Source organism: Pseudactinotalea suaedae (assembly GCF_009733815.1).
In the GTDB taxonomy this organism is placed as follows: Bacteria; Actinomycetota; Actinomycetes; order Actinomycetales; family Beutenbergiaceae; genus Pseudactinotalea; species Pseudactinotalea suaedae.
In genome coordinates, this window is sequence record NZ_WNXY01000005.1 from 149,005 (window position 1) to 168,806 (window position 19,802).

Genomic DNA, 19,802 nt, shown 5'->3' on the forward strand with positions numbered 1-19,802 from the left:
GTGCTGCGCTGCGCCTGCGGTCAGGGGCACCCGAGAGGAATGACACGTGAAGCGGGCTTTCATCACCGGTATCACCGGGCAGGACGGTTCTTATCTGGCGGAGCTGCTTCTCGGAAAGGGATACGAGGTCCATGGTCTGATCCGCCGAGCGTCGACCTTCAACACCTCGCGGATCGATCACCTGTACGTGGACCCGCACGAGCCCGAAGCGCGTCTGTACCTGCACTACGGCGACCTCAGCGACGGCGCCCGGCTGGCCACGCTCCTCGCCGAGATCAACCCTGACGAGGTGTACAACCTCGCGGCGCAGTCGCACGTGCGTGTCTCCTTCGACGAGCCCGAGCACACGGCCGACACGACCGGTACCGGCACCATCCGCGTCCTCGAGGCCGTGCGTGCCTCGAAGATCGAGACGCGCTACTACCAGGCATCGTCGTCCGAGCTGTACGGTGCGACGCCGCCGCCGCAGAACGAGGAGACGGCCTTCTACCCGCGTTCGCCCTATGCGGCGGCCAAGCTCTACAGCTTCTGGATCACCAAGAACTACCGCGAGGCCTACGACCTCTTCGCGGTGAACGGGATCCTCTTCAACCACGAGTCGCCACGGCGCGGCGAGACGTTCGTGACGCGCAAGATCACGCGTGCGGTCGCCGCCATCAAGGCCGGACGACAGGACCACGTCTACATGGGCAACCTCGATGCCGTCCGCGACTGGGGCTACGCGGCCGAGTACGTCGAGGGCATGTGGCGCATGCTGCAGGCGGACACGCCCGACGACTACGTCCTCGCGACCGGCGTGGGCACCTCGGTGCGGGAGTTCCTCGTGACCGCCTTCGAGCACGCGGGGCTGAACTGGGAGGACCACGTCCGGTTCGACGAGCGCTACCTGCGGCCCACCGAGGTTGACGCCCTGATCGGTGATCCCAGCAAGGCCGAGGCCGAGCTCGGGTGGAAGGCCAAGGTGCATCCGCTGGACCTGGCTCGCCTGATGGTCGACGCCGACATCGAGGCGCTGCAGCACGCAGGCCAGCCGTGGATCGACCGGGTTCCGCTGGAGGGTTGGCCGCTTCGATGACCGATGACCGCGACAAGGTCGAGTTCGCACCGGCTGCGCTCGACCGGACCGCACCCTTCTACGTCGCCGGGCACAGCGGCCTGGCCGGCAGCGCCGTGTGGCGAGCGCTCGAGGGCGCCGGCTTCACCCGGCTCGTCGGACGCCGATCCTCCGAGCTCGACCTGCGTGACCGCGACGCGGTGCTCACCTTCATGCGCGAGGCGAGGCCTCGCTACGTGGTGCTCGCGGCCGCCAAGGTCGGCGGGATCCTCGCGAACAGCACCTACCCGGTCGACTTCCTGAGCGAGAACCTTCGCATCCAGACGAACGTGATGGACGCCGCCCTGGAGGTCGGCGTCGAGCGTCTCGTCTTCCTCGGGTCGTCCTGCATCTATCCCAAGTTCGCCGAGCAGCCGATCCGGGAGGACAGCCTGCTCACCGGGCTCCTGGAGCCGACGAACGATGCGTACGCCATCGCGAAGATCGCGGGCATCATGCAGGTCCAGGCGGTCCGCCGGCAGTACGGGCTGCCGTGGATCTCGGCGATGCCGACGAACCTCTACGGCCCGAACGACAACTTCTCCCCGATGGGGTCGCACGTGCTCCCCGCGCTGATCCGCCGCTATGACGAGGCGGTGCGGAGCGGAGCCGAGACCGTGACGAACTGGGGGAGCGGCAACCCGCGTCGCGAGTTCATGCACGCCGACGATCTCGCCGCCGCGATCCTCCACCTGATGGAGCACTACGACGGGCCCGAGCACGTCAACGTCGGGACGGGCTCGGACGTGACGATTCGCGAGATCGCGGAGGCCATCGCTGCGGCCGTCGGGTTCACGGGCGCGACCGAGTGGGACACGAGCAAGCCGGACGGCACACCGCAGAAGCTTCTCGACGTCACCAAGCTCCGCCAGTCGGGCTGGGAGGCGACGATCGACCTGCCGGAAGGTCTCCGGCGCACCATCGACTGGTACCAGAGTCGAGGCGAAGCCGTCCGAGGCTGACTCCCTCGACACCACGGCTCACCCTGCGGCTGCCCGTTCTCACCCCGTCGGGGTGAGCGGCGCAACCGTAGTCACCCCCCAGATCGTCCGAGTGCTCGAAGCGCCAACAGTTGAATGGGCTCCATTCGGCCGGTCCGTCGGACGCGGCTATGGGTGAGTAAAGGTCGGGGTGCAGTCGCGATGGCTGAGTCGGTGCAGAGCAGCACAAGGGTTTCGGACCGTTCCACAGGGGCGGTCCTTCGTCGTCGGCTTCCGAGGGTGTTCGCCTCCGTCGCAGCCATGCTCGCGTTGGTCGTGAGCGGTATCACGCTCGGGCAGGCCGCACCGGCGGCGGCGCTGACCCCGGGTGTGGCCTTCAGCGCCGACGACCTCCCGACGTGGCAGACGAACGGTGTGGTCCGAGCGCTCGCCGCGTCACACGGACAGGTCGTCGCGGTCGGCGAGTTCACCCAGATCCGGCCCGGCGCAGGTCAGAGCGGAACCGCCCGGAACGTCACCGGTCTCGCCATCTTCGACGCCGCCACCGGTCAGCCCTCGACGTGCCAGCTGCCGGCCACGCTGTCGGGCGGGACGGCCCGCCTCTACACGGCCGAGGCCTCGCCCGACGGTGAGACGGTGTTCGTGGGCGGCAACTTCAACAGCATCGGCGGGGTGGGGCGGACGCGCCTGGCGGAGATCGACCTCGAGACCTGCTCGGTGACGTCGTTCTCGGTCAGCGGCATCTCCTCGTTCGTGTACTCCCTCGAGGTCACCGACGACGCCGTGTACTTCGGCGGGATGTTCCAGAGCGTCTCCGGACAGGAACGTCGGAGCTTTGCGAAGGTGAGCCGCGCCGGGGTGCTCGATGCCGGCTGGGTCGCCAACGCGGTCGGCAACATGGAGGTACGCCCCGAGCCGGGCATCGAGTGCCGCACGACGGCGGATGCCAACTCGCGCGGCACGGCGATCGAGGTCTCGCCGGACGGCACCCAGCTCGTGCTGGGCGGCCCGTTCTTCACCATCAACGGGACCAACACGCACAGCATCGCCGTCGTCGACGCGCTGACGGGTGCCGTGGTCCGCGGATACCCGAGCAACCCGAACAGCTGGGGTGCCGGGAGCAACGTCATCCACCCGTGCTCGTTCACCAAGGCGATCGAGTCCGACGGCTCGTACTTCTACATCGGCAACGAGGGCAGCGGTGGCGGCGTCTTCGACGGCACGGCTCGGTTCAGCTGGGTCACGCACGACCAGGACTGGCGAGACACGTGCCTCGGCGCGGTCCAGGCCCTCTTGGTCAAGAGCGGCTACCTCTACCAGGCCCACCACCACCACGACTGCTCGTCGACGGGCCAGTACCCCGACGGTCGGCGCATCTTCCTGAGCACTACGGCGGTCGACGACCCGATGCAGCAGCAGGTCGGCTGGTTCCCGACCCTCAACGACGGCACCGGCGAAGGCATCGGTGGCCGTGCCCTGGTGACCGCGACGGTCAACGGCGTCGAGTACCTGTGGGTCGGCGGCGAGTTCACGCGGGTCAACGGCGCGGCCCAGCAGGGTCTGACGCGGTTCGACGGCAACGACACGGGGAGCCCGCCCACGCCGCAGGTCGTCGTGCAGGCGGTCACGAGCGGCGCGATCCAGATCACGACCAGGTCCGTGGTCGACCCGGACGACGGCCCGCTCACCTACATCCTCTACCGCAACAACGTCCAGATCGGCGAGCCTGTCGTGGCCACGTCGAACTGGTGGACCCGGCCGCAGGTGACCTTCGTCGACACGGACGTCACACCCGGGACCTCCTATCAGTACCGCGTGCGCGCCGTCGACGCGGCCGGCAACCAGAGCGCGCTGTCCGCCCTGCGCACCGGGGTGGCCACAGCTGCTGGATCCGCCTACGCGGCCGCCGTCATCGGCGACGATCCGACGCTGTACTGGCGTTACGACGACTCCGGCTCCTGGGTCATCGACAGCAGCGGTGCCGGCGGCGCCGGCAAGAACGGTCTCGCCCAGAACGGCGTGACCTACGGCGCGGGCGCCCTCCCGGGCGACGCGAGCAGCAGCGCCAGCTTCGACGGCACCGGCCAGTACGTGTGGAACGACCAGATCGCCTACGGTCCGAGCGCGTTCTCGATCGAGACCTGGTTCAAGACCCCGTCGACCTCCGGTGGTGTCCTGGTCGGTTACGGCAACGGCCGACCGAGGACCGACAACGGCAACGACACGACCAGCTCGAACTACGACCGCCTCGTGTACATGGACGCCACGGGCCGGGTCCGGTTCGGTGTCTACAGCGGCGGCGTCCAGAGCGTGCGCAGCGACGCGGCCTACAACGACGACCAGTGGCACCACCTCGTGGCCACCCAGGGCACCTCGGGCATGCGGCTGTACATCGACGGCGTCGAGGTCGGCTCCAACGGCTTCACGGGCAACCAGCAGTACTTCGGCACCTGGCGCGTCGGCGGCGAGAACCTCAACGGCTGGCCGGACAACGGCGGCAACAGCGTGGCCTCGCGGTTCTACGACGGACTTCTCGACGAGACGGCGATCTACGAGCACCCGCTGACGCACGCCCAGGCCATCGCTCACTTCCGTGCCGGTGGTGGCGAGATCGACGTGAACGACGCCCCGGCGGACGCCTACGGGGCAGCCGTCTACGGCGACAACCCCTCGATGTACTGGCGGCTCGACGAGCCGAGCGGCTCGACGGCGCTGGACGCTTCCCTCATCGGCGCCCGCGACGGCGTCGTCGGAGCCGGGGTCACCCGGGTCAGCGGTGGTGTGAGCGACAGCGGTGCCGTGCAGACGCCCGGCTCGAACTCCGGCGGCAGCGGTCTGGTCTCCACGGCGCAGGTCGGCGCACCCGGGACGTACTCCCTGGAGCTCTGGATCAACACGACCACGACCACCGGTGGCAAGATCATCGGGTTCGAGAACAGTGCGACCGAGACCGGCAGCTCGTACGACAAGCACGTCTACATGCTCAACGACGGGCGGCTGCGGTTCGGTGTCTACACCGGCAGCGCGCAGGTCATCACGTCGACGCAGCCGTTCAACGACGGCCAGTGGCACCACGTGGTCGCGACGCAGGGCAGCTCCGGCATGCGGCTCTACGTCGACGGCGACCTGGTCGCGCAGGGTTCGGTCACGAGCTCCGAGACCGGTGCCGGGTTCTGGAGGATCGGCGGCGGCAACCTGGGCAGCTGGCCCGATCAGCCGAGCAGCAGCTACTTCGCCGGACGTATCGACGAGGTCGCGGTCTACCCGGTGGCGCTCACGCAGGAGCTGATCAGCAACCACTACGTGATCGCCCTCGACGACAGCACCGCGCCGACCGTCCCCGCGGGCCTGACGCACGTCGGCACCTCGACGGCCCAGCTCACCTGGACGGCGTCCACCGACGCCAACGGGGTGGCCGGGTACCGGGTGCACCGTGGCGACACGGCGGACTTCACCGCCTCGGCGGCGACCCTCGTGGGTGACATCACGGGTACGACGTGGACCGACCCCGACGAGCAGCCCGGAACTCGGTACTACCGGGTGACGGCGTACGACGCCGCCGGCAACGAGAGCGCCGCCAGCGCCGTGCTGCAGGTCACGCTCGACGACGTCACGGCGCCCTCGGTCCCGGCAGCGCTGTCGACGTCGGCAGCCGGCACCGATGTCATGCTCACCTGGACCGCCAGCTCCGACAACGTGGGTGTGGACCACTACGTGCTCTACCGGGGTGACGCCGCGAACTTCGACGTCGCCGATGCCCTGGAGGTCGGACAGACCGGCGCAGCCGGCTACACCGAGAGCGGCGTGCCGGAAGGCACCTGGCACTACCGGGTCGTGGCTGTCGACGCAGCGGGCAACACCAGCGCTGCCAGCGCCTCGGCCGCGGTCGTCGTCGACATCGACACCGATGCACCGCAGCCTCCCGGGGATCTGGTCACGAGCGTCGCCTCGAGCGGTGTGGTGACGCTGTCCTGGACGGCGTCGACGGACGACATCGGCGTGGTCGGTTACCGCGTCTACCGAGGCGCGACCGCCGACTTCGTGGCCAACGCCTCCAGCCTCGTGGCCGACGGCGTCACAGCCCTGACCTGGGACGATGTCGACACGACGCTGGGGGAGCGCTTCTACCGCGTCGCTGCCTACGACGCGGCGACCAACCAGAGCGCTCCGAGCGCGGCGGTCTCGGCCACGGTGTCCGACGTCGCGGCACCCTCCACACCAGCCGGACTGGGCACCGTGGTGACCGGTTCCGACGTGCAGCTGGCCTGGACCGCCTCGACGGACAACATCGGGGTGGACCACTACCTGGTCTATCGGGGCCCCACGGCGGGCTTCCCCATCGCGGGCCTGACGCCGACCCAGGTGCTCACCACCGACCACACCGACACCGGGCTCGCAGACGGCACCTACCACTACCGTGTCGTGGCGGTGGACGCCGCCGGCAACGCCAGTGCCCCGTCGTCCTCGGCGGTCGCCGTCGTCGACACCTCGGAGCCGGAGGAGCCGGTGGAGCCCGTGACCCTCTCCGCTCCTGCGGTCGCGGACACGATGGTCGCCCAAGCCGCTCCGTCGACGCTGTACGGGACCAACACCCAGCTGTCGTCCCGCAGCCCTGCGAGCGGGTCCACGATCGAGTCGTACCTGAGGTTCGAGCTTCCCGCGGCGCCCGAGGGGCTGCAGCTCACGGGGGCCAGCATCCGGCTGACGACCTCCAACGACCCCACCGCGCACTCGACCGGTGCCCATCAGCTGTCCCTGCTGACCGGGGAGTGGAGCGAAGCGACGACGAGGTGGAGCAACCGCCCGACGACGGGCTTCGGCGCTCAGGTCGGCGAGGTGACGGGTGCGGTCGCGCTGAACACGACCTACGACACGCCGCTCGACGCCGACGTGCTCCGGCCGCTCTCCGGGACGACGGTGACGCTGGCGCTGACGAGCACCTCGACGGACAACCTCAGACTGGTGTCTCGTGAGGGAGCGGGCGCCGACCGGCGTCCTGTGCTGGTGCTCGACTACACGCCGGTCTCGGACCCCGAGCCCGACCCCGAGCCAGAGCCCGACCCCGACCCGGAGCCCGAGCCCGAGCCGGACACCACGGCACCGTCAGTCCCGACGTCGGTGACCGGATCAGCGACCGCGGCGGGCGTGGCCACGCTCGGGTGGTCGGCGTCGTCCGACGACGTGGGTGTGGTCGGGTACGCCGTCTACCGGGGGGCCACGTCGGACTTCGTCGCTGACAGCGCCAGCCAGGTCGGTTCGACGGCGACGCTGACGTTCTCCGAGACCGGCGTCCCCGCCGGCACCTGGTACTACCGGGTGGCGGCGATCGACGCGGCCGAGAACCTCGGTGCGGCCAGTGATGCTGTCGAGGTCGTGGTTCCGGCCCCCTCGGCCGAGCCCGTGACGGTCGTCGTGCCCACGGCGGCTGACGCAATGGTCGCCCAGGCCGCCAGCACCACGAGCTACGGCGCGGCGAACTATCTGTCGACCAGGACCGGTGGCACGACGGCACTGATGAGCTATCTGGCGTTCGAGATCCCGCAGGCTCCGGCGGGCGCGGTGCTCACCTCGGCCGAGCTGCGTCTTCGGACGACGTCTGCCTCGGGCTCGGACTCGGCGCAGCCCCACGACGTCGGGCTGATCACGGACAGCTGGACCGAGTCGAGCATCACGTGGGCGAGCCGACCGACCACCACTGGTCAGAGCGTCGGAACCTTGACGGGCTTCACGGGCATCAACGCGGCCTACTCGACCGCTCTCGATGCGGCAGCCATCGGTGGCCACGGAGGTTCGACCGTGACGCTCGTCCTCAGTGCCACGGGGGCCGACAACCTGCGGCTGTGGTCGAAGGAGTCGACGACGAGCGCCTACCGCCCTGTGCTCGAGCTGACCTACAGCTTCGAGTGAGCAGGCTGCCCGCGGCCGGGCGGCTCTCGACTACGTATCGTCAGGTCATGATCGAACGCGAGCTCACACGCCGCGGCTTGCTCGCGGGAGGGTTCGGCGCGCTGCTGCTCGCGGGCTGCACGCCGACGTCGCAGACTCCGACGCCGACCGTCACCAGCGGTCCCCAGGAGAGCGAGGACGCGACACCCCGGGTCGCTCGTGTCACCGATCTGATCGGTCAGCCGTCGTTCGTCGTCGCTCACCGGGGGAGTGGTGACAACTGGCCGGAGCACACGTTGACGGCCTACCAGAACGCCGTGGCAGCCGGGGCGGACGCCGTCGAGATCTCCGTCTGCGCCACGTCCGACGGCGTGCTGGTCTGCCATCACGACAAGTCGGCGAGACGTGTCCTCGGCGTGGACCAGCCGATAGCGGAGATGTCATGGGCACGCCTCCACGAGCTCACGGTCGATGCTCGTCCGTGGCTGGGTCCTGACACACCTCTCGAACCGGTCTCACGCCTCGACGACGTGCTCGCGGCGCTGGGCGAGGACGTGCTGGTGTTCATCGAGGACAAGCAAGGCACGAACACGCGTGCGCTGCTCGACCTCCTCGACACCCAGCCGCGCGCCACGGAGCGTTTCGTGTGGAAGCAGTGGGCGCAGGCCGCGCAGATCGCGGTCGCCAAGGAGCGCGGCTACGTCGCCTGGGGGTACCTCGACGTGGAGCCGACGGATCGGTTGGACGAGCTCGCGTCCACCTTCGACATCCTCGGCGTCCCGGTGGCGATGCACGACGACGACATCGCCGAGGTGGTCGCCACCGGCGTCCCGGTGATGGCGTGGGAGGTGCATCTGCACGACGACGTGACACGCCTCGCCGAGCTGGGCGTCGCCGGTCTCATGTGCTCCAACGTCGAGTACCTCTTCGGAGACGGCCCGGCGAGCACGGACACGTTCGCCGGCGGGCGCCGCGCTGCGGGGGACCTGCCGGCGGACTACGACCGCATCGGCTGGGCATCCCAGCCCACGCTGGTCCCGGACCGTGCTGCGTTGCGGATCGAACGGGCCGGGTCGACGAGCTACCTGATGGGCTCGCTCGCGACGCCCGCAGGCGTCACACGTGAGGTGGAGGTCACGATCCGGTGGCCGGAGGCCCTGCCCCCGACCGGGCGCGCCGGTCTCGTCCTGGCCCTGACCGGCGACGCCAACGGCGGCGACGGCGATCGCGGCCTCAGCAGCGGCTACGAGCTCTCGCTCGACGGCACGGGCCTGCTCGAGCTCCGCGCGCGTGATGCTGGACGCACCGCGGAGACGCTGGGGTCGGTCCACCTCGCCGTCCCGCGAGCCGGGGACCCGATCCCGCTCGCCGTCGAGGTCGACCAGCACCACATCCGCGTCAGGCAGAGCGGTGGCGCGCTCCTCCTCGAGGTGCCCGACGAGAGGTGGCGCGGCTCGTGGCTGCGGCTGTTCAAGGACTACGAGACAGCCCAGGCGGTGGAGTTCTCCGCCGTGTCGGTGCTGCTCGACTGACGCGAGTCCGGTCAGCGTGCGATCGCGCTGGTCAGCACGTCGTGGAAGGCGTCGAGCGCGGCGTCGATGCGGAGGTGGTCGTCCCGGAAGGTGCGCCCGGCCTCCCCGTGACGGCGGGCGCGCGACGGGTCGGCCGCGAGCGACTCGGCGGCCTCGACCAGGGCGACCGGGTCGCCGGCGTCGACGCACGGTCCCGCGCCGGCGGAGGTCATCTCGTCGTGGGTGATGCTCGCAGGGCTGACCGCGGCGATCACCGGGAGCCCGGTGGCGAAGTAGGTGGTGAGCTTGCTCGGAACCGCCATCTCGGTGAGGTCGGGCAGCTCGTTCACGAGCAGGATGTCCGCCGAGGACAACGCGCTCTCGAACCGACCGTCCGGCAGAGGGTCGACGAACTGCAGCCGCGAGCTCGCGCCCATCGCCTCCAGCGCGGCGCGCTGGTTGCCGTCACCCATCAGCACGAACCGCAGCCGCGAGCCGCGCCGCTCCGCCTCGCGCGCGGCGTGCACGACGTTCTCGAGCCCCTGCTTCGCACCCATGTTCCCGGCGTGCAGGACCACGACGTCGTCATCGCTCCAGCCCAGCTCACGCCGCAACCGCTCGTCGCGTCCGTGACCGTCCATCGAGACGTGCGACCAGTTGCGCACGACATCGATCGGTGACGTGATGCCCAGGTCGGCGAGCACCGTCCGGAACCGGTCGTGGATCACCACGACGCGCGCCGAGGTGTTGCCGAGTCCACGTTCCAGCGCCGCGATCAGGCGTACCCCGCGCGAGCCGCCACCCGTCTCCTTGACCCCCAAGGTGTAGATGTCCTGCACCCAGGTGACCGTGGGGATCCTCTGGAGTCGCGCACGCAGCGCGACGAGCCGTGACGAGAGCAGCGCCGGGCTCACCAGCACCACCACGTCCGGCCTGCTCCACCGGCTGAGCACGCTGCGCACGCCGAAGCTCACCTCGGAGAGTGCGCGATGAACGGCGCCGTGCCGGCGCGGGACGTAGTGAGCCAGGCGAGTGACGGCGACGCCGTCGATCTGCTCGTGCCGCCGCCACCCCCCGTACCCCTCGGCGATCCGCCAGGCAGGGTAGTGCGGATGTGTCGTCAGGACCCGAGCCCGCCAGCCACGGCCGACGAGGGCGCGCGCCATGCCGGCGGTGTACGGCGCGATGCCGGTGGGTTCGGGGGCGTAGTTGATCCCGATGATCAGGACCTTGCCACCAGCCGCTCCAGGACGCATGCGGGCCAACCTATTGCACCGGGCTGCGCTCGTGCGGCCGCGGCATCTCCTCCTCCGTGCCGGCACCCGCGACGTCGTGGGCATCGCGCGCCGCATGTGCCCCCCGCACGGCGAGGATGCACGCGATCGTCAGGGCGAGTGCGCCCGTCGCCTGCAGCAGCGAGCCGCGCAGCAGGATCGTCATGTACACGGGGAAGATCGCGCCGGCCAGCGCCCACACGCCGCCCTGCGCGAGAGCGGGGATGATCCGCGTGTCCATCGCCCGCAGCACCGCGCCCAGGATCAGGAAGACGATGACGACGGCGACGACGCCGCCGTTCACCACCGCCTCCGCCCACATCGGGGCCGAGAGGTTGTCGAAGGAGTAGCCCCGGTACTCGGCGAGGAGCGAGCCGGTCCCGGTGGGCTTGCTCGGCCAGAGGGACCGGGGGACCCAGAACAGGACGCTCCCCAGGAGCTGGCGTCCCGGCACCACGAGACCGTCGATCCAGAACGACAACGAGTTGGAGATCTGCCAGAAGGCGTCGTAGTCGGCGTTGCCGAGGTACTCGGCGAAGAACCCGGCGCGCGAGGCCGTGCCGTCGGCGCGACGGAACGCATCGGCGATCGGGAACACGAAGAGGAACCCGCCGATCACGGCGAGCATCGTCAACCGCGCCCGTCGGCGCGTGGCAACGGCACCGGCGAAGGCGGCGAGCGCGAACGCGACCGTCCCGAACGTGTAGCGGGCGCTCGCGACCGGGTTGACGATCATCAGCAGCACGAACGCACCGAAGAGAGCAGCCAGGCCCGCACGGCGACGGTTGATCGCCGAGAAGGCGGTGCGCCTGATCTGGGCGAGAGCGCCGACGCTGACCAGCAGCGGGTAGATCCCGCTCGCGAAGATCACCTCGCGCATGGCCGGGTCCGGCCATGCCGCCTCCTTGGCGGCTGCCGACGCCTCGCGGCTGCCCAGCAACGCGGTCGCCCCGATCTTGGAGAGCACGTAGGCGCTCAGCACGAGCGCCACGCCGAACATCGCGACCGACCTGAAGGTGCTGACCAGGCGGACCTCGGCAGACCTCACCCGGTGACCCACGTGCTCGCGCGCGATCCAGGCCAGCCGCCCCACCTCGTAGCAGACGACCCCCAGCGCCACCACACCGGCGGTGATCATGTCGAAGCCGTTGTCCATGCCCGGGGTCGTCGTCGCGATCAGCCCGGACCGCATCTGCGCCGTCGGTGCGATCCCCATGAAGATGTACACGAAGAGCCAGAAGAAGAAGTCGAACAGGCGAGGCGTCCCGCCCACCCAGAGCAGCGACAGCCGCAGCCCGGCCCAGATCATGATGACCAGGGTGACGATCCACGCCTCGCTGCGCCCGACGTCGACCACCTCGGAGACGAGCATGGCGGGCAGGGCCGCCGAGAGCACCAGGATCGAGAGGGTCCGGATGACGATCCGAGTCGCGCGACCGATCGCGGCGTTCTCCTGCGCCGAGCGGTCGACCGGCGTCGGCACGGAGGAGGACGCGCTCTGCGCGCCGCCGTCCGGCGAGTCGTCCAGGTGAGTGCGCGTCATGAGCCTTGCCGGTGCGAGCAACAGGGGCGACCGGGTGCGATCGCCCTGCCGTATCATCACACGGGGGTGGGTTAGTGAACGCGACAGTTCTGGCCCCGGACGCGTGACTGAGGGGCGGTGAGGGGCGCGTGGACTCCAAGAGTGTGCTCAGGCTGGTGCGCTACCACTGGCTGGTCATCGTCGTCTGCGCGGTGCTGGGAACCGTCATCGGTGGAGCGCTGTCGGTGGTGGCCGAGCGTGAGTACACCGCGCGGTCCGAGGTGTTCGTGACCGTCACCGGCGGCACCACCACCGGCGAGGTCGCGCAGTCCACGAACTACTCCCAGCAGCAGGCACGCAACTTCAGCGCGGTCGCCACGCGGGAGATCGTGCTCGAGGACGTCATCGAGTCCCTCGACCTCGAGATGACGCTGTCCGAGCTCCGCCGCACCGTGACGACGTCGGTCCCGCTCAACACCACGGTGATCGCGATCTCGGTCACCGACGGGTCGGCGGAACGCGCCGCCGAGATCGCGAACGCCATCGCGACCCGACTGGCCGAGGTGGTCCCCGAGCTGACTCCGAATGTCGACGACACCTCGCCGGTCCGGCTGCAGATCATCGAAGCCGCCAGGCCGCCTGCGGCGCCGTCCGCGCCGGACACCAAGCTCTACGTGTTCATGGGGCTGCTCGCCGGGCTGGTGGTCGCAAGCATCGTCGTCGTGCTGCGCGGCATCATCCATGCGCGCGTCCGCACCCCCGAGCAGATCACCGAGCTGATCGGCGCCACGGTGATCGGGTCGATCAGCAAGTCGCGCGCCGCCATCCAGCACCCGATGGCCCTGACGAGCGACACCCAGGTGCTGCGGGCCGAGGAGTACCGCCAGCTCCGCGCCAACCTGCGGTTCCTGCAGGTCGGGGAGGACCACAAGGTCTTCGTCGTCACCTCCTCGATCCCCTCCGAGGGCAAGAGCTCGACGGCGGCCAACCTCGCCGCTGCGCTCGCTGCGTCCGGGCAGTCGGTGTGCCTGATCGAGGCCGATCTGCGCCGTCCGTCGCTGGCTGACATCCTCGACCTGCCCGAGGGCGTCGGCGTCACCTCCGTGCTCATGGGTGAGGTGACGCTGGACGAGGCTCTCCTCGACTGGGGCTCCGACGGCATGAAGGTGCTGCTCGCGGGCGACATCCCGCCCAACCCGAGCGAGCTCCTGGAGTCGGACGAGACCGTCGCGATGATCGAGAGCCTGAAGGCTCGTTTCGACACGGTCATCGTCGACTCGCCGCCGCTGAATCCTGTCGCCGACGCTGCGGTGCTCGCGCGCAGGTTCGGTGGCGTCATCCTCGTCGTCGGGTCCCGGCGGGTCAGCACCCAGGACCTGCGCCGCGCCGCCGAGCGGCTGGCCGCCGTCGGTGCCTCCGTGGAAGGTGCGGTCCTCAACCTCGCGTCCGAGCGCGAGGTCGGCACCTACCGCTACGGGTACGCCTCGCACACCACGCAGGGGACGGTCCCGCGCCACGCCTCCCGCCGCTCGTCCTCCTCCTCCGACACGGGTGGTCGCGCCGCTCGCTCTGACACGAGGCTGGTCTCGTCGGTGCGCGACGGTGCCCACGCCGAGGCCGAGGTGTACGACCGGCAGGCGGACCACGTCGCGAACAAGAGGTCGTGATCATTGCTGCGCGATCCACAGGCCAACGGCACGACAGCTGATCGCGCGGCGCACGCGCGTCCGGGCTCCGATGCGGCGCGGCTGGACCACGTGCTGTTCGTCTGCACCGGGAACGTGTGCCGCTCGCCCTACATGGAGATGGTCGTCACCGCAGCGCTCGCGGCCGGCGGGACCTCGACCGTGCGTGTCGGGTCAGCCGGCACCGCCGCCCTCGAGGGCCACGCGATGTCGGCCCCGATCCTCGCTGCGCTGAAGGCTCGCGGCATCGACGGCTCGGACTTCCGTGCCCGGCAGCTGACCGCGGGCATGCTGCAGCGCTCCGGCATCATCGTCACGGCCGCGCGCGAACACCGTCGCTGGGTCACGCGGCTCGACCCCTCGGCTGCCGCGCGCACCTTCACGCTGTTCCAGGTGTCACGCCTGATCGGAGCGGTCGACCGCGACGCGCTCGCCGAGGCGGACGGTCTCGACCACGTGGTCCGGCTGCTGAACGCTGCGCGAGGCGCAGGTGGAGCGGGGTCGTCGGGGGACGACATCGAGGACCCGTGGCAGCGGTCGGCGCGGATCTACCGCCGGGTGACACGACGGATCGACACGGCGATCGAGCCGTTCGCGCAGGCACTGGTCGGGCAGCCCTGACCGTTCCTCGAGCGCGCTGCACGAGAGGAATGCACCATGACGCGCGCTCGGTGTGGATAACCGCCCCCCGAGGCCGGACGCAGGTCTATCATGCGTCGTTGGGACCTACCTGCCTGCGGCCATTCGCACCGGGGTGATTCGGGGGTGAAGGATGGGCACAGCCGCTCCGCCGTCAGGCGAAGCAGCCGTTGCTGCGCCCCCGGGGCGGTCGCGCGCGACCGCCGAGGTGCCCGAGCACGTCCTCGCAGCGCTCCGCTCGCGCCGCCCGCTCGCGGTTCTGCGAGGTCCCCGCGGCTACGGGAAGACCGCGGCGATCCGGCGCTGGCTCGCAGAGCTTGACGACGGCGTGCCGGTCCTGTACCTGACCCTCACCGAGGACTCCAACGAGCTCGCCGGGTTCTGGCGCGAGTTCCGCGCCTTCCTCGACGCCCACGGTGTCCCGGTCGCAGACCGCGGTGACGACCGCTGGTCGGTGGTCAGCACCCTCGTCGAGCACCCGGGCCGCCTGCTGCTGGTCATCGACGACTTCCACGAGGCCGGGCTCGACGACGGCGCGGCGAGCATCGACGACGACCTCGTGGAGATCGTCCGCCAGAACGACCGGATCGACCTCGTCATCGGAACCCGCACCTACCGCACGCTCGAGACCACCGGGATGCTGTCGGTGGACGGTGTCGTGCTCGGACCGGACGCCCTCAAGATGAGCGGGCGCATGGTGCACGCGCTCGCGCAGCGCCTGGGGGTCGAGATGACCCTGGACGAGGCCGAGGAGATCGCGATCGACACCGGCGGCTGGCCCTCCGCCATCCGCGCCGGCCTCGTGCAGTCCGGCACCAGCGGGACCTTCGACGCCGGGCTGGTCGACGACTACATCGTCAACCTCATCTCCGACCTGCGGTTCCCGAGCGTGCGGGCGTTCCTGCTGCGCACGGCGGTCCCGGAGCGTTTCACCTCCGACATGGCGGTGCTGATCGCGCCGTCGATGACGCTGCGGATCCTGCGGAACCTCCGCAACGCCGGCATGCTCGCCGAGAACCGCACCAGCGACGGGCGGATGTACTCCTACGCCCCTGCGGTGCGGGCAGCCCTGCTGCGGCTGGGGCGCGAGCTCGAGCCCGACACCGTGCGGGAGGTCCACCGCACCCTCATGGAGGTCGCCGCCGGGGCGCGCGACCTCGGCCGCGCGCTGATCCACGCGATCGAGGCGGCCGAGTACGACACGGCGCTGCAGATCATCGAGCGGGAGTGGTCCACGCTGCTGGCCTCGAGCCCTGTGGTCCTGGTGCAGGCGGCCAACCGCTTCCCGCCCGAGATCGCGGCCCGTGAGCCGCGGCTACGCATCGCGCTGAACGATCTGCACGCAGCTCCCAACGCCGACTCCTCGCCGTTCACCGTCGACGCCGGGTCAGCGTTCGCAGCCGAGCTGTCCGCGCACCTGAACGCGCCCGTCGGAGCGAGCTCGGAGGAATCGCTCGCGCTGCTGCAGTGGGGCATCACCTGCCTGCTGGTGGGCAACCTCGATGCTGCCAGCTACGCCTTCAACCGCGCCCGCACCCTGGGACTGGTGGGCGGCGGTCCCGACGAGACCGTCGAGCTCGCCGCGCTCGGTCTCGCGCTCAGCCACGCCTTCGAGGGCGAGCCGGAGCTCGCGATCCGCTGGCTCGACGATCCTGGTGTCCTCGACCGGCTGGGACAGATTCGCGAGGTCGACGGCCGTGACATCGTCGTCGTCGTCGCCCAGCTCGCGCGGGCGATCGCGCTCACCGACATGGTGGATCCCGGCGCGCAGGCCGCCGTCGCCGATCTCACCGAGCCGGGGCACCGGGACGACCTGTGGGCAGCGACCGTGTTCGCCCGCGCTCACTTCGCCGTCCTCAGCGGTGAGCGCTCAGAGATCTCCCGAATGTCTAACGAGGTCCGTGCCGCGATGCGGCACGTCTCGCGTGGCTCGCTCATCGAGGTCGTGCTGGCATCCGAGCTCGTCGAGCTGCTGATCGTCGACGACGCCGTGGACGTGGCCCAGCAGGTCGTCAACAGGTTCCCCGGCTCCGCCATCTCCTGGGCCGCCGAGGCCAAGGTCGCGCTCGCCGGCCGTCGCTATCCCGAGGCGATCGCCGCGGCCAACAAGGCCATCGCCATACCGCAACGGTCCTGGCGCACCACGGTCGAGTGCCACGTCGTGCTCACCAGCGCACACCACGCCATGGGCGACGAGGGCGCGGCCCAGGAGGCGTTCCGCCACGCGGTCCGCATGGCGCAGGGGATCGGGCAGCGCCGGCCTTTCCTGCTGATGCCGAAGTTCCTCTTCGACGGCTTCGCCGGTGACGACGAGAAGGTCGCGGCGCTCTGGCCCGGACCCCGCACCCGCTCCGACGAGGCCGCCGCAGCACCCACCGCGAGCTCCCCGGGTGACCTGCCCACCCTCACGGCGCGTGAGATCCAGATCCTCCGAGCGCTCGAGTCCCACCCCGGCCCCGTGGGCATCGGGCAGGACCTGGGGCTCTCGGCCAACACGGTCAAGACCCACCTCCGCGCGATCTATCGCAAGCTGGGTGTGAGCAGCCGCGTCGAGGCGCTCGCCGCCATCGGTGCCGGCGGCGGGAGGTCGACGTGAGCAGCGGCGTCACGATGCTCCGGCCCGCGCACGCGGCGCGCCACCAGAGCGACCCCCGCACCCGTGGCCTTCCCCGCCTGCCGCGCGGATACGTGCCGCCTCGCGCCGTGCTGCGACTCGCCGCCGGGCCGTTGCCGCCGCTCACCGTCATCCAGACCCCACGAGCGTTCGGCAAGACCGCTGCGGTGTCGTGGCTGCTGCGGGGCGACGAGGACCAGCGGCTCGACCTCGTCTGGGTCAACCTGCCGCACCGCGTCGTCGAGCGGGACGAGTTCTGGGAGACCGTCACACGACGTCTGCGTGACGCCACCCTGGACGAGGACGACTGGGCGGCGCTGGACCGCTCGCTGGCTCGTCGCAAGCGCCGCCTCGTGCTCGTGGTCGACGACCTGGACCGGGTCCCGGACACCCTCGTCGACGCCGAGCTCGGCGCGATCGTCAGCCAGAACGAGCAGATCCACGTGATCGCCCTGATGCGCCAGCCGCGGCCGATCCACCTCCACGCCGTGCAGCTCGACGGCGAGGTCCTGCACTGCGACGACCTGCGGCTTCTGACCGACGACACCGTGCAGATGGCCGAGAAGATCGGGGTGAGCCTCTCCCGGGAGGAGGCCGACCAACTGGGCGAGCTGCTCTGCGGATGGCCGGCGCTGCTGCGGCTGGTGATGGCCGAGCCGATACGGGTCCTCGACGGAGTGGTGCAGATCGACCAGGGCCTGGTCGACCGGTTCATCCGCATGCTGCTCGAGGACCTGCCCGACCCGGACTCGCGGCGTCTGCTGCAGGTACTCGCGGTGCCCGAGCGGCTGCCGACCGAGCTCGTGTACGACCTGGTGGGTCGCGCCAGCTGGGAGAAGATCGTCGGTTTCCTCACCGACCTCGGTCTGGGTGCCGAGAAGACCGGAGGGGAGAGCCGCAGCAACCCGATCCGCGTCGCCGCCGCCACGATGCTCGCCGAGGACGAGCCCGAGGTGTTCACCGACATCAGCCGCCGTGCGGCCGAGTGGTTCAGCAGCCACGACGAACCGGCGATCGCGCTGCGCCACGCGGTCGCGGCGCAGGAGTGGGCACTGGTCGCCGACCTGATCGAGCACAACTGGGCCCTGCTGCTCGCCGAACGGCCCACGCTGATGCGCGACGCACTCGATGCGCTGCCCGCCGAGGTGATCGGCAACAGCGCGCACCTGATCGTCGCCCGCGACTACATCCTCAACATCGCCACCGAGGATCGCGCGCGCAGCGCCTACGTCTCAGGACTGCTGGTGCCGCACGGGGCCGCGCTCGCGCGCAGCAGACGCCGGCTCTCGCTGCGCGAGGTGCTGCGGCTGCACTCGACGGGGTTGTACGACGTCACCCACTCGCTCGTCGAGAGCCGGGACCTGGCGTCGGCGATCACCGCGAGCGGCTGGTCCGACGACGTCGTCGCGGCCGTGCCACGGCTGCTGCTGGAGTGGGCGATCTCCCATCTGCTGGACTCACCCGGCGTCAGCGCGCCCTACGCCTTCGCCGAGGCCGCGGAGTGGGCCGACCAGGTGGGCGACGACGTGGTGCGGCGCGAGGCCGCCGCGGGCGCCGCGCTCAGCCACACCGCGATCGGCTACCCGGCTGCCGGGCGCGCCTGGCTCGACCTGCTGGACACGCTGCCCAACCCGCCCGAGGCCGAGCTGGCGGCGACGATGGAGCCGCTGGCCCGTGCGCTCCTGGCGCACCAGGTGCGGGGTTCGACCGACTCCTGCCACATCCTCGAAGGGCTGCAGATCCCGCCGCCGCTCGCCGACCTCGAGGTGCTGCGCGTCGTGCTGCACGCGGACACCCTGCTGCGCAGCGGCCGCGCCAACGAGGGCATCCGGCTGCTGGAGTCCTATCGCGTCCAGCCGCCGACCTACGGTGCCACGAGCCTCGCCGAGAACTTCCTCGTCAGCACCCGCGTCGAGGCCTACCTGTCGACCAACCAGGTGGAGCGCGCCCGGCGGCTGCTGCTGGAGGTGGACCCCGAGGGCAAGCGTCACCGTGCGGCCTGGGCCCTGGTCTCGTTCCAGTCGGGGGAGTACACCCAGGTGATCGACTCGGTCATCGGCGACGACCTGGTGCCGCGGCAGACCTTGACGCTCGCGCTGCTTCGTGCGTGCTCGGCGCTGCGGCTGCAGCAGCGTGCGGTCGCGCTCGACGCGTTCCAGACGGCGGTGAGCACGACCACGCAGACCAGCATGCTGCGGCCGTACCTCATGGTGCCGCGGGCGGATGTCCTGGAGCTCGCCGGCGACGACGTCGAGGTGCGCGAGCTGCTCGACCGGCTGGACGGCCGCGCCGGCCTGCTGCCCGAGCCCCAGGACGGCAGCGGGCTCTCGCCCCGCGAGATGCAGGTGCTCGAGGTCGTGGCCACGGGTGCGTCCTTCGCCGCCGTCGCCAGCCGGCTGTTCGTCTCGCCCAACACCGTCAAGTCCCAGATGCGCGACATCTACCGGAAGCTCAACGTGCGCGGCCGCGACCACGCCGTGGAGCGGGCGCGCGAGCTCGGGCTGCTGCGTCGTTGAGGCCTGCTGTCGAGCGGACACCTCCAGCGCCAGAGGGGCCCGATCGAAACACGCCCGTGGATGCCGTATGATTACCCGTTGGGTGTGGGCCGGTCCGTGCATGCGGACGTCTCGAATGCCT

The 19,802-nt window shown here is 70.5% G+C and carries 10 protein-coding genes; 8 read left to right on the forward strand and 2 right to left on the reverse strand.

Annotation, left to right across the window (positions count from 1 at the left end; translation table 11 throughout):
- Positions 1 to 46: 46 nt before the first annotated feature.
- The 4 genes from gmd (at position 47) to GPA04_RS10640 (ending at position 9,452) form a co-directional block, all read left to right on the forward strand.
- A complete protein-coding gene (gene gmd, locus GPA04_RS10625) occupies positions 47 to 1,075 on the forward strand; it encodes a GDP-mannose 4,6-dehydratase (RefSeq protein WP_156224061.1) in 1,029 nt (342 codons plus the stop codon).
- Entirely contained in the window at positions 1,072 to 2,055 is a 984-nt protein-coding gene (locus GPA04_RS10630) for a GDP-L-fucose synthase family protein (protein WP_156224062.1), read from the forward strand. The genes gmd and GPA04_RS10630 overlap by 4 nt, the downstream gene beginning before the upstream one ends.
- 294 nt (positions 2,056 to 2,349) lie before the next feature.
- Positions 2,350 to 7,941, forward strand: a complete 5,592-nt coding sequence (locus GPA04_RS10635; RefSeq protein WP_156224063.1) for a LamG-like jellyroll fold domain-containing protein — start codon at positions 2,350 to 2,352, stop codon at positions 7,939 to 7,941.
- 47 nt (positions 7,942 to 7,988) lie between these two features.
- Entirely contained in the window at positions 7,989 to 9,452 is a 1,464-nt protein-coding gene (locus GPA04_RS10640) for a glycerophosphodiester phosphodiesterase (protein WP_156224064.1), read from the forward strand.
- Between the two features lie 11 nt (positions 9,453 to 9,463).
- Here GPA04_RS10640 and GPA04_RS10645 read toward each other — a convergent pair whose 3' ends face one another.
- Both GPA04_RS10645 and GPA04_RS10650 read right to left on the reverse strand, forming a co-directional pair.
- On the reverse strand, positions 9,464 to 10,687 hold the full coding sequence (locus tag GPA04_RS10645; RefSeq protein WP_156224065.1) for a glycosyltransferase: 1,224 nt from the start codon (positions 10,685 to 10,687) through the stop codon (positions 9,464 to 9,466).
- Between the two features lie 10 nt (positions 10,688 to 10,697).
- Positions 10,698 to 12,248: a hypothetical protein gene (locus GPA04_RS10650; RefSeq protein ID WP_156224066.1), complete on the reverse strand. Its 1,551-nt coding sequence runs from the start codon at positions 12,246 to 12,248 to the stop codon at positions 10,698 to 10,700.
- 128 nt (positions 12,249 to 12,376) lie between these two features.
- On the opposite strand from GPA04_RS10650, the gene GPA04_RS10655 reads away from it, so the two are divergent.
- From GPA04_RS10655 to GPA04_RS10670, 4 genes are all read left to right on the forward strand, one after another.
- Positions 12,377 to 13,894, forward strand: a complete 1,518-nt coding sequence (locus tag GPA04_RS10655) for a tyrosine-protein kinase domain-containing protein (RefSeq protein WP_156224067.1) — start codon at positions 12,377 to 12,379, stop codon at positions 13,892 to 13,894.
- 3 nt (positions 13,895 to 13,897) lie between these two features.
- Positions 13,898 to 14,533 (forward strand): arsenate reductase/protein-tyrosine-phosphatase family protein, encoded by a 636-nt coding sequence (locus tag GPA04_RS10660; protein WP_156224068.1) that lies wholly within the window; start codon positions 13,898 to 13,900, stop codon positions 14,531 to 14,533.
- A 151-nt stretch (positions 14,534 to 14,684) separates the two neighbouring features.
- Positions 14,685 to 17,147 carry a LuxR C-terminal-related transcriptional regulator gene (locus GPA04_RS10665; protein ID WP_156224069.1) on the forward strand — a complete coding sequence of 821 codons (2,463 nt, stop codon included), beginning with the start codon at positions 14,685 to 14,687 and terminating at the stop codon, positions 17,145 to 17,147.
- A complete protein-coding gene (locus tag GPA04_RS10670) occupies positions 17,144 to 19,681 on the forward strand; it encodes a LuxR C-terminal-related transcriptional regulator (RefSeq protein ID WP_156224070.1) in 2,538 nt (845 codons plus the stop codon). The genes GPA04_RS10665 and GPA04_RS10670 overlap by 4 nt, the downstream gene beginning before the upstream one ends.
- The last annotated feature ends 121 nt before the right edge of the window (positions 19,682 to 19,802 follow it).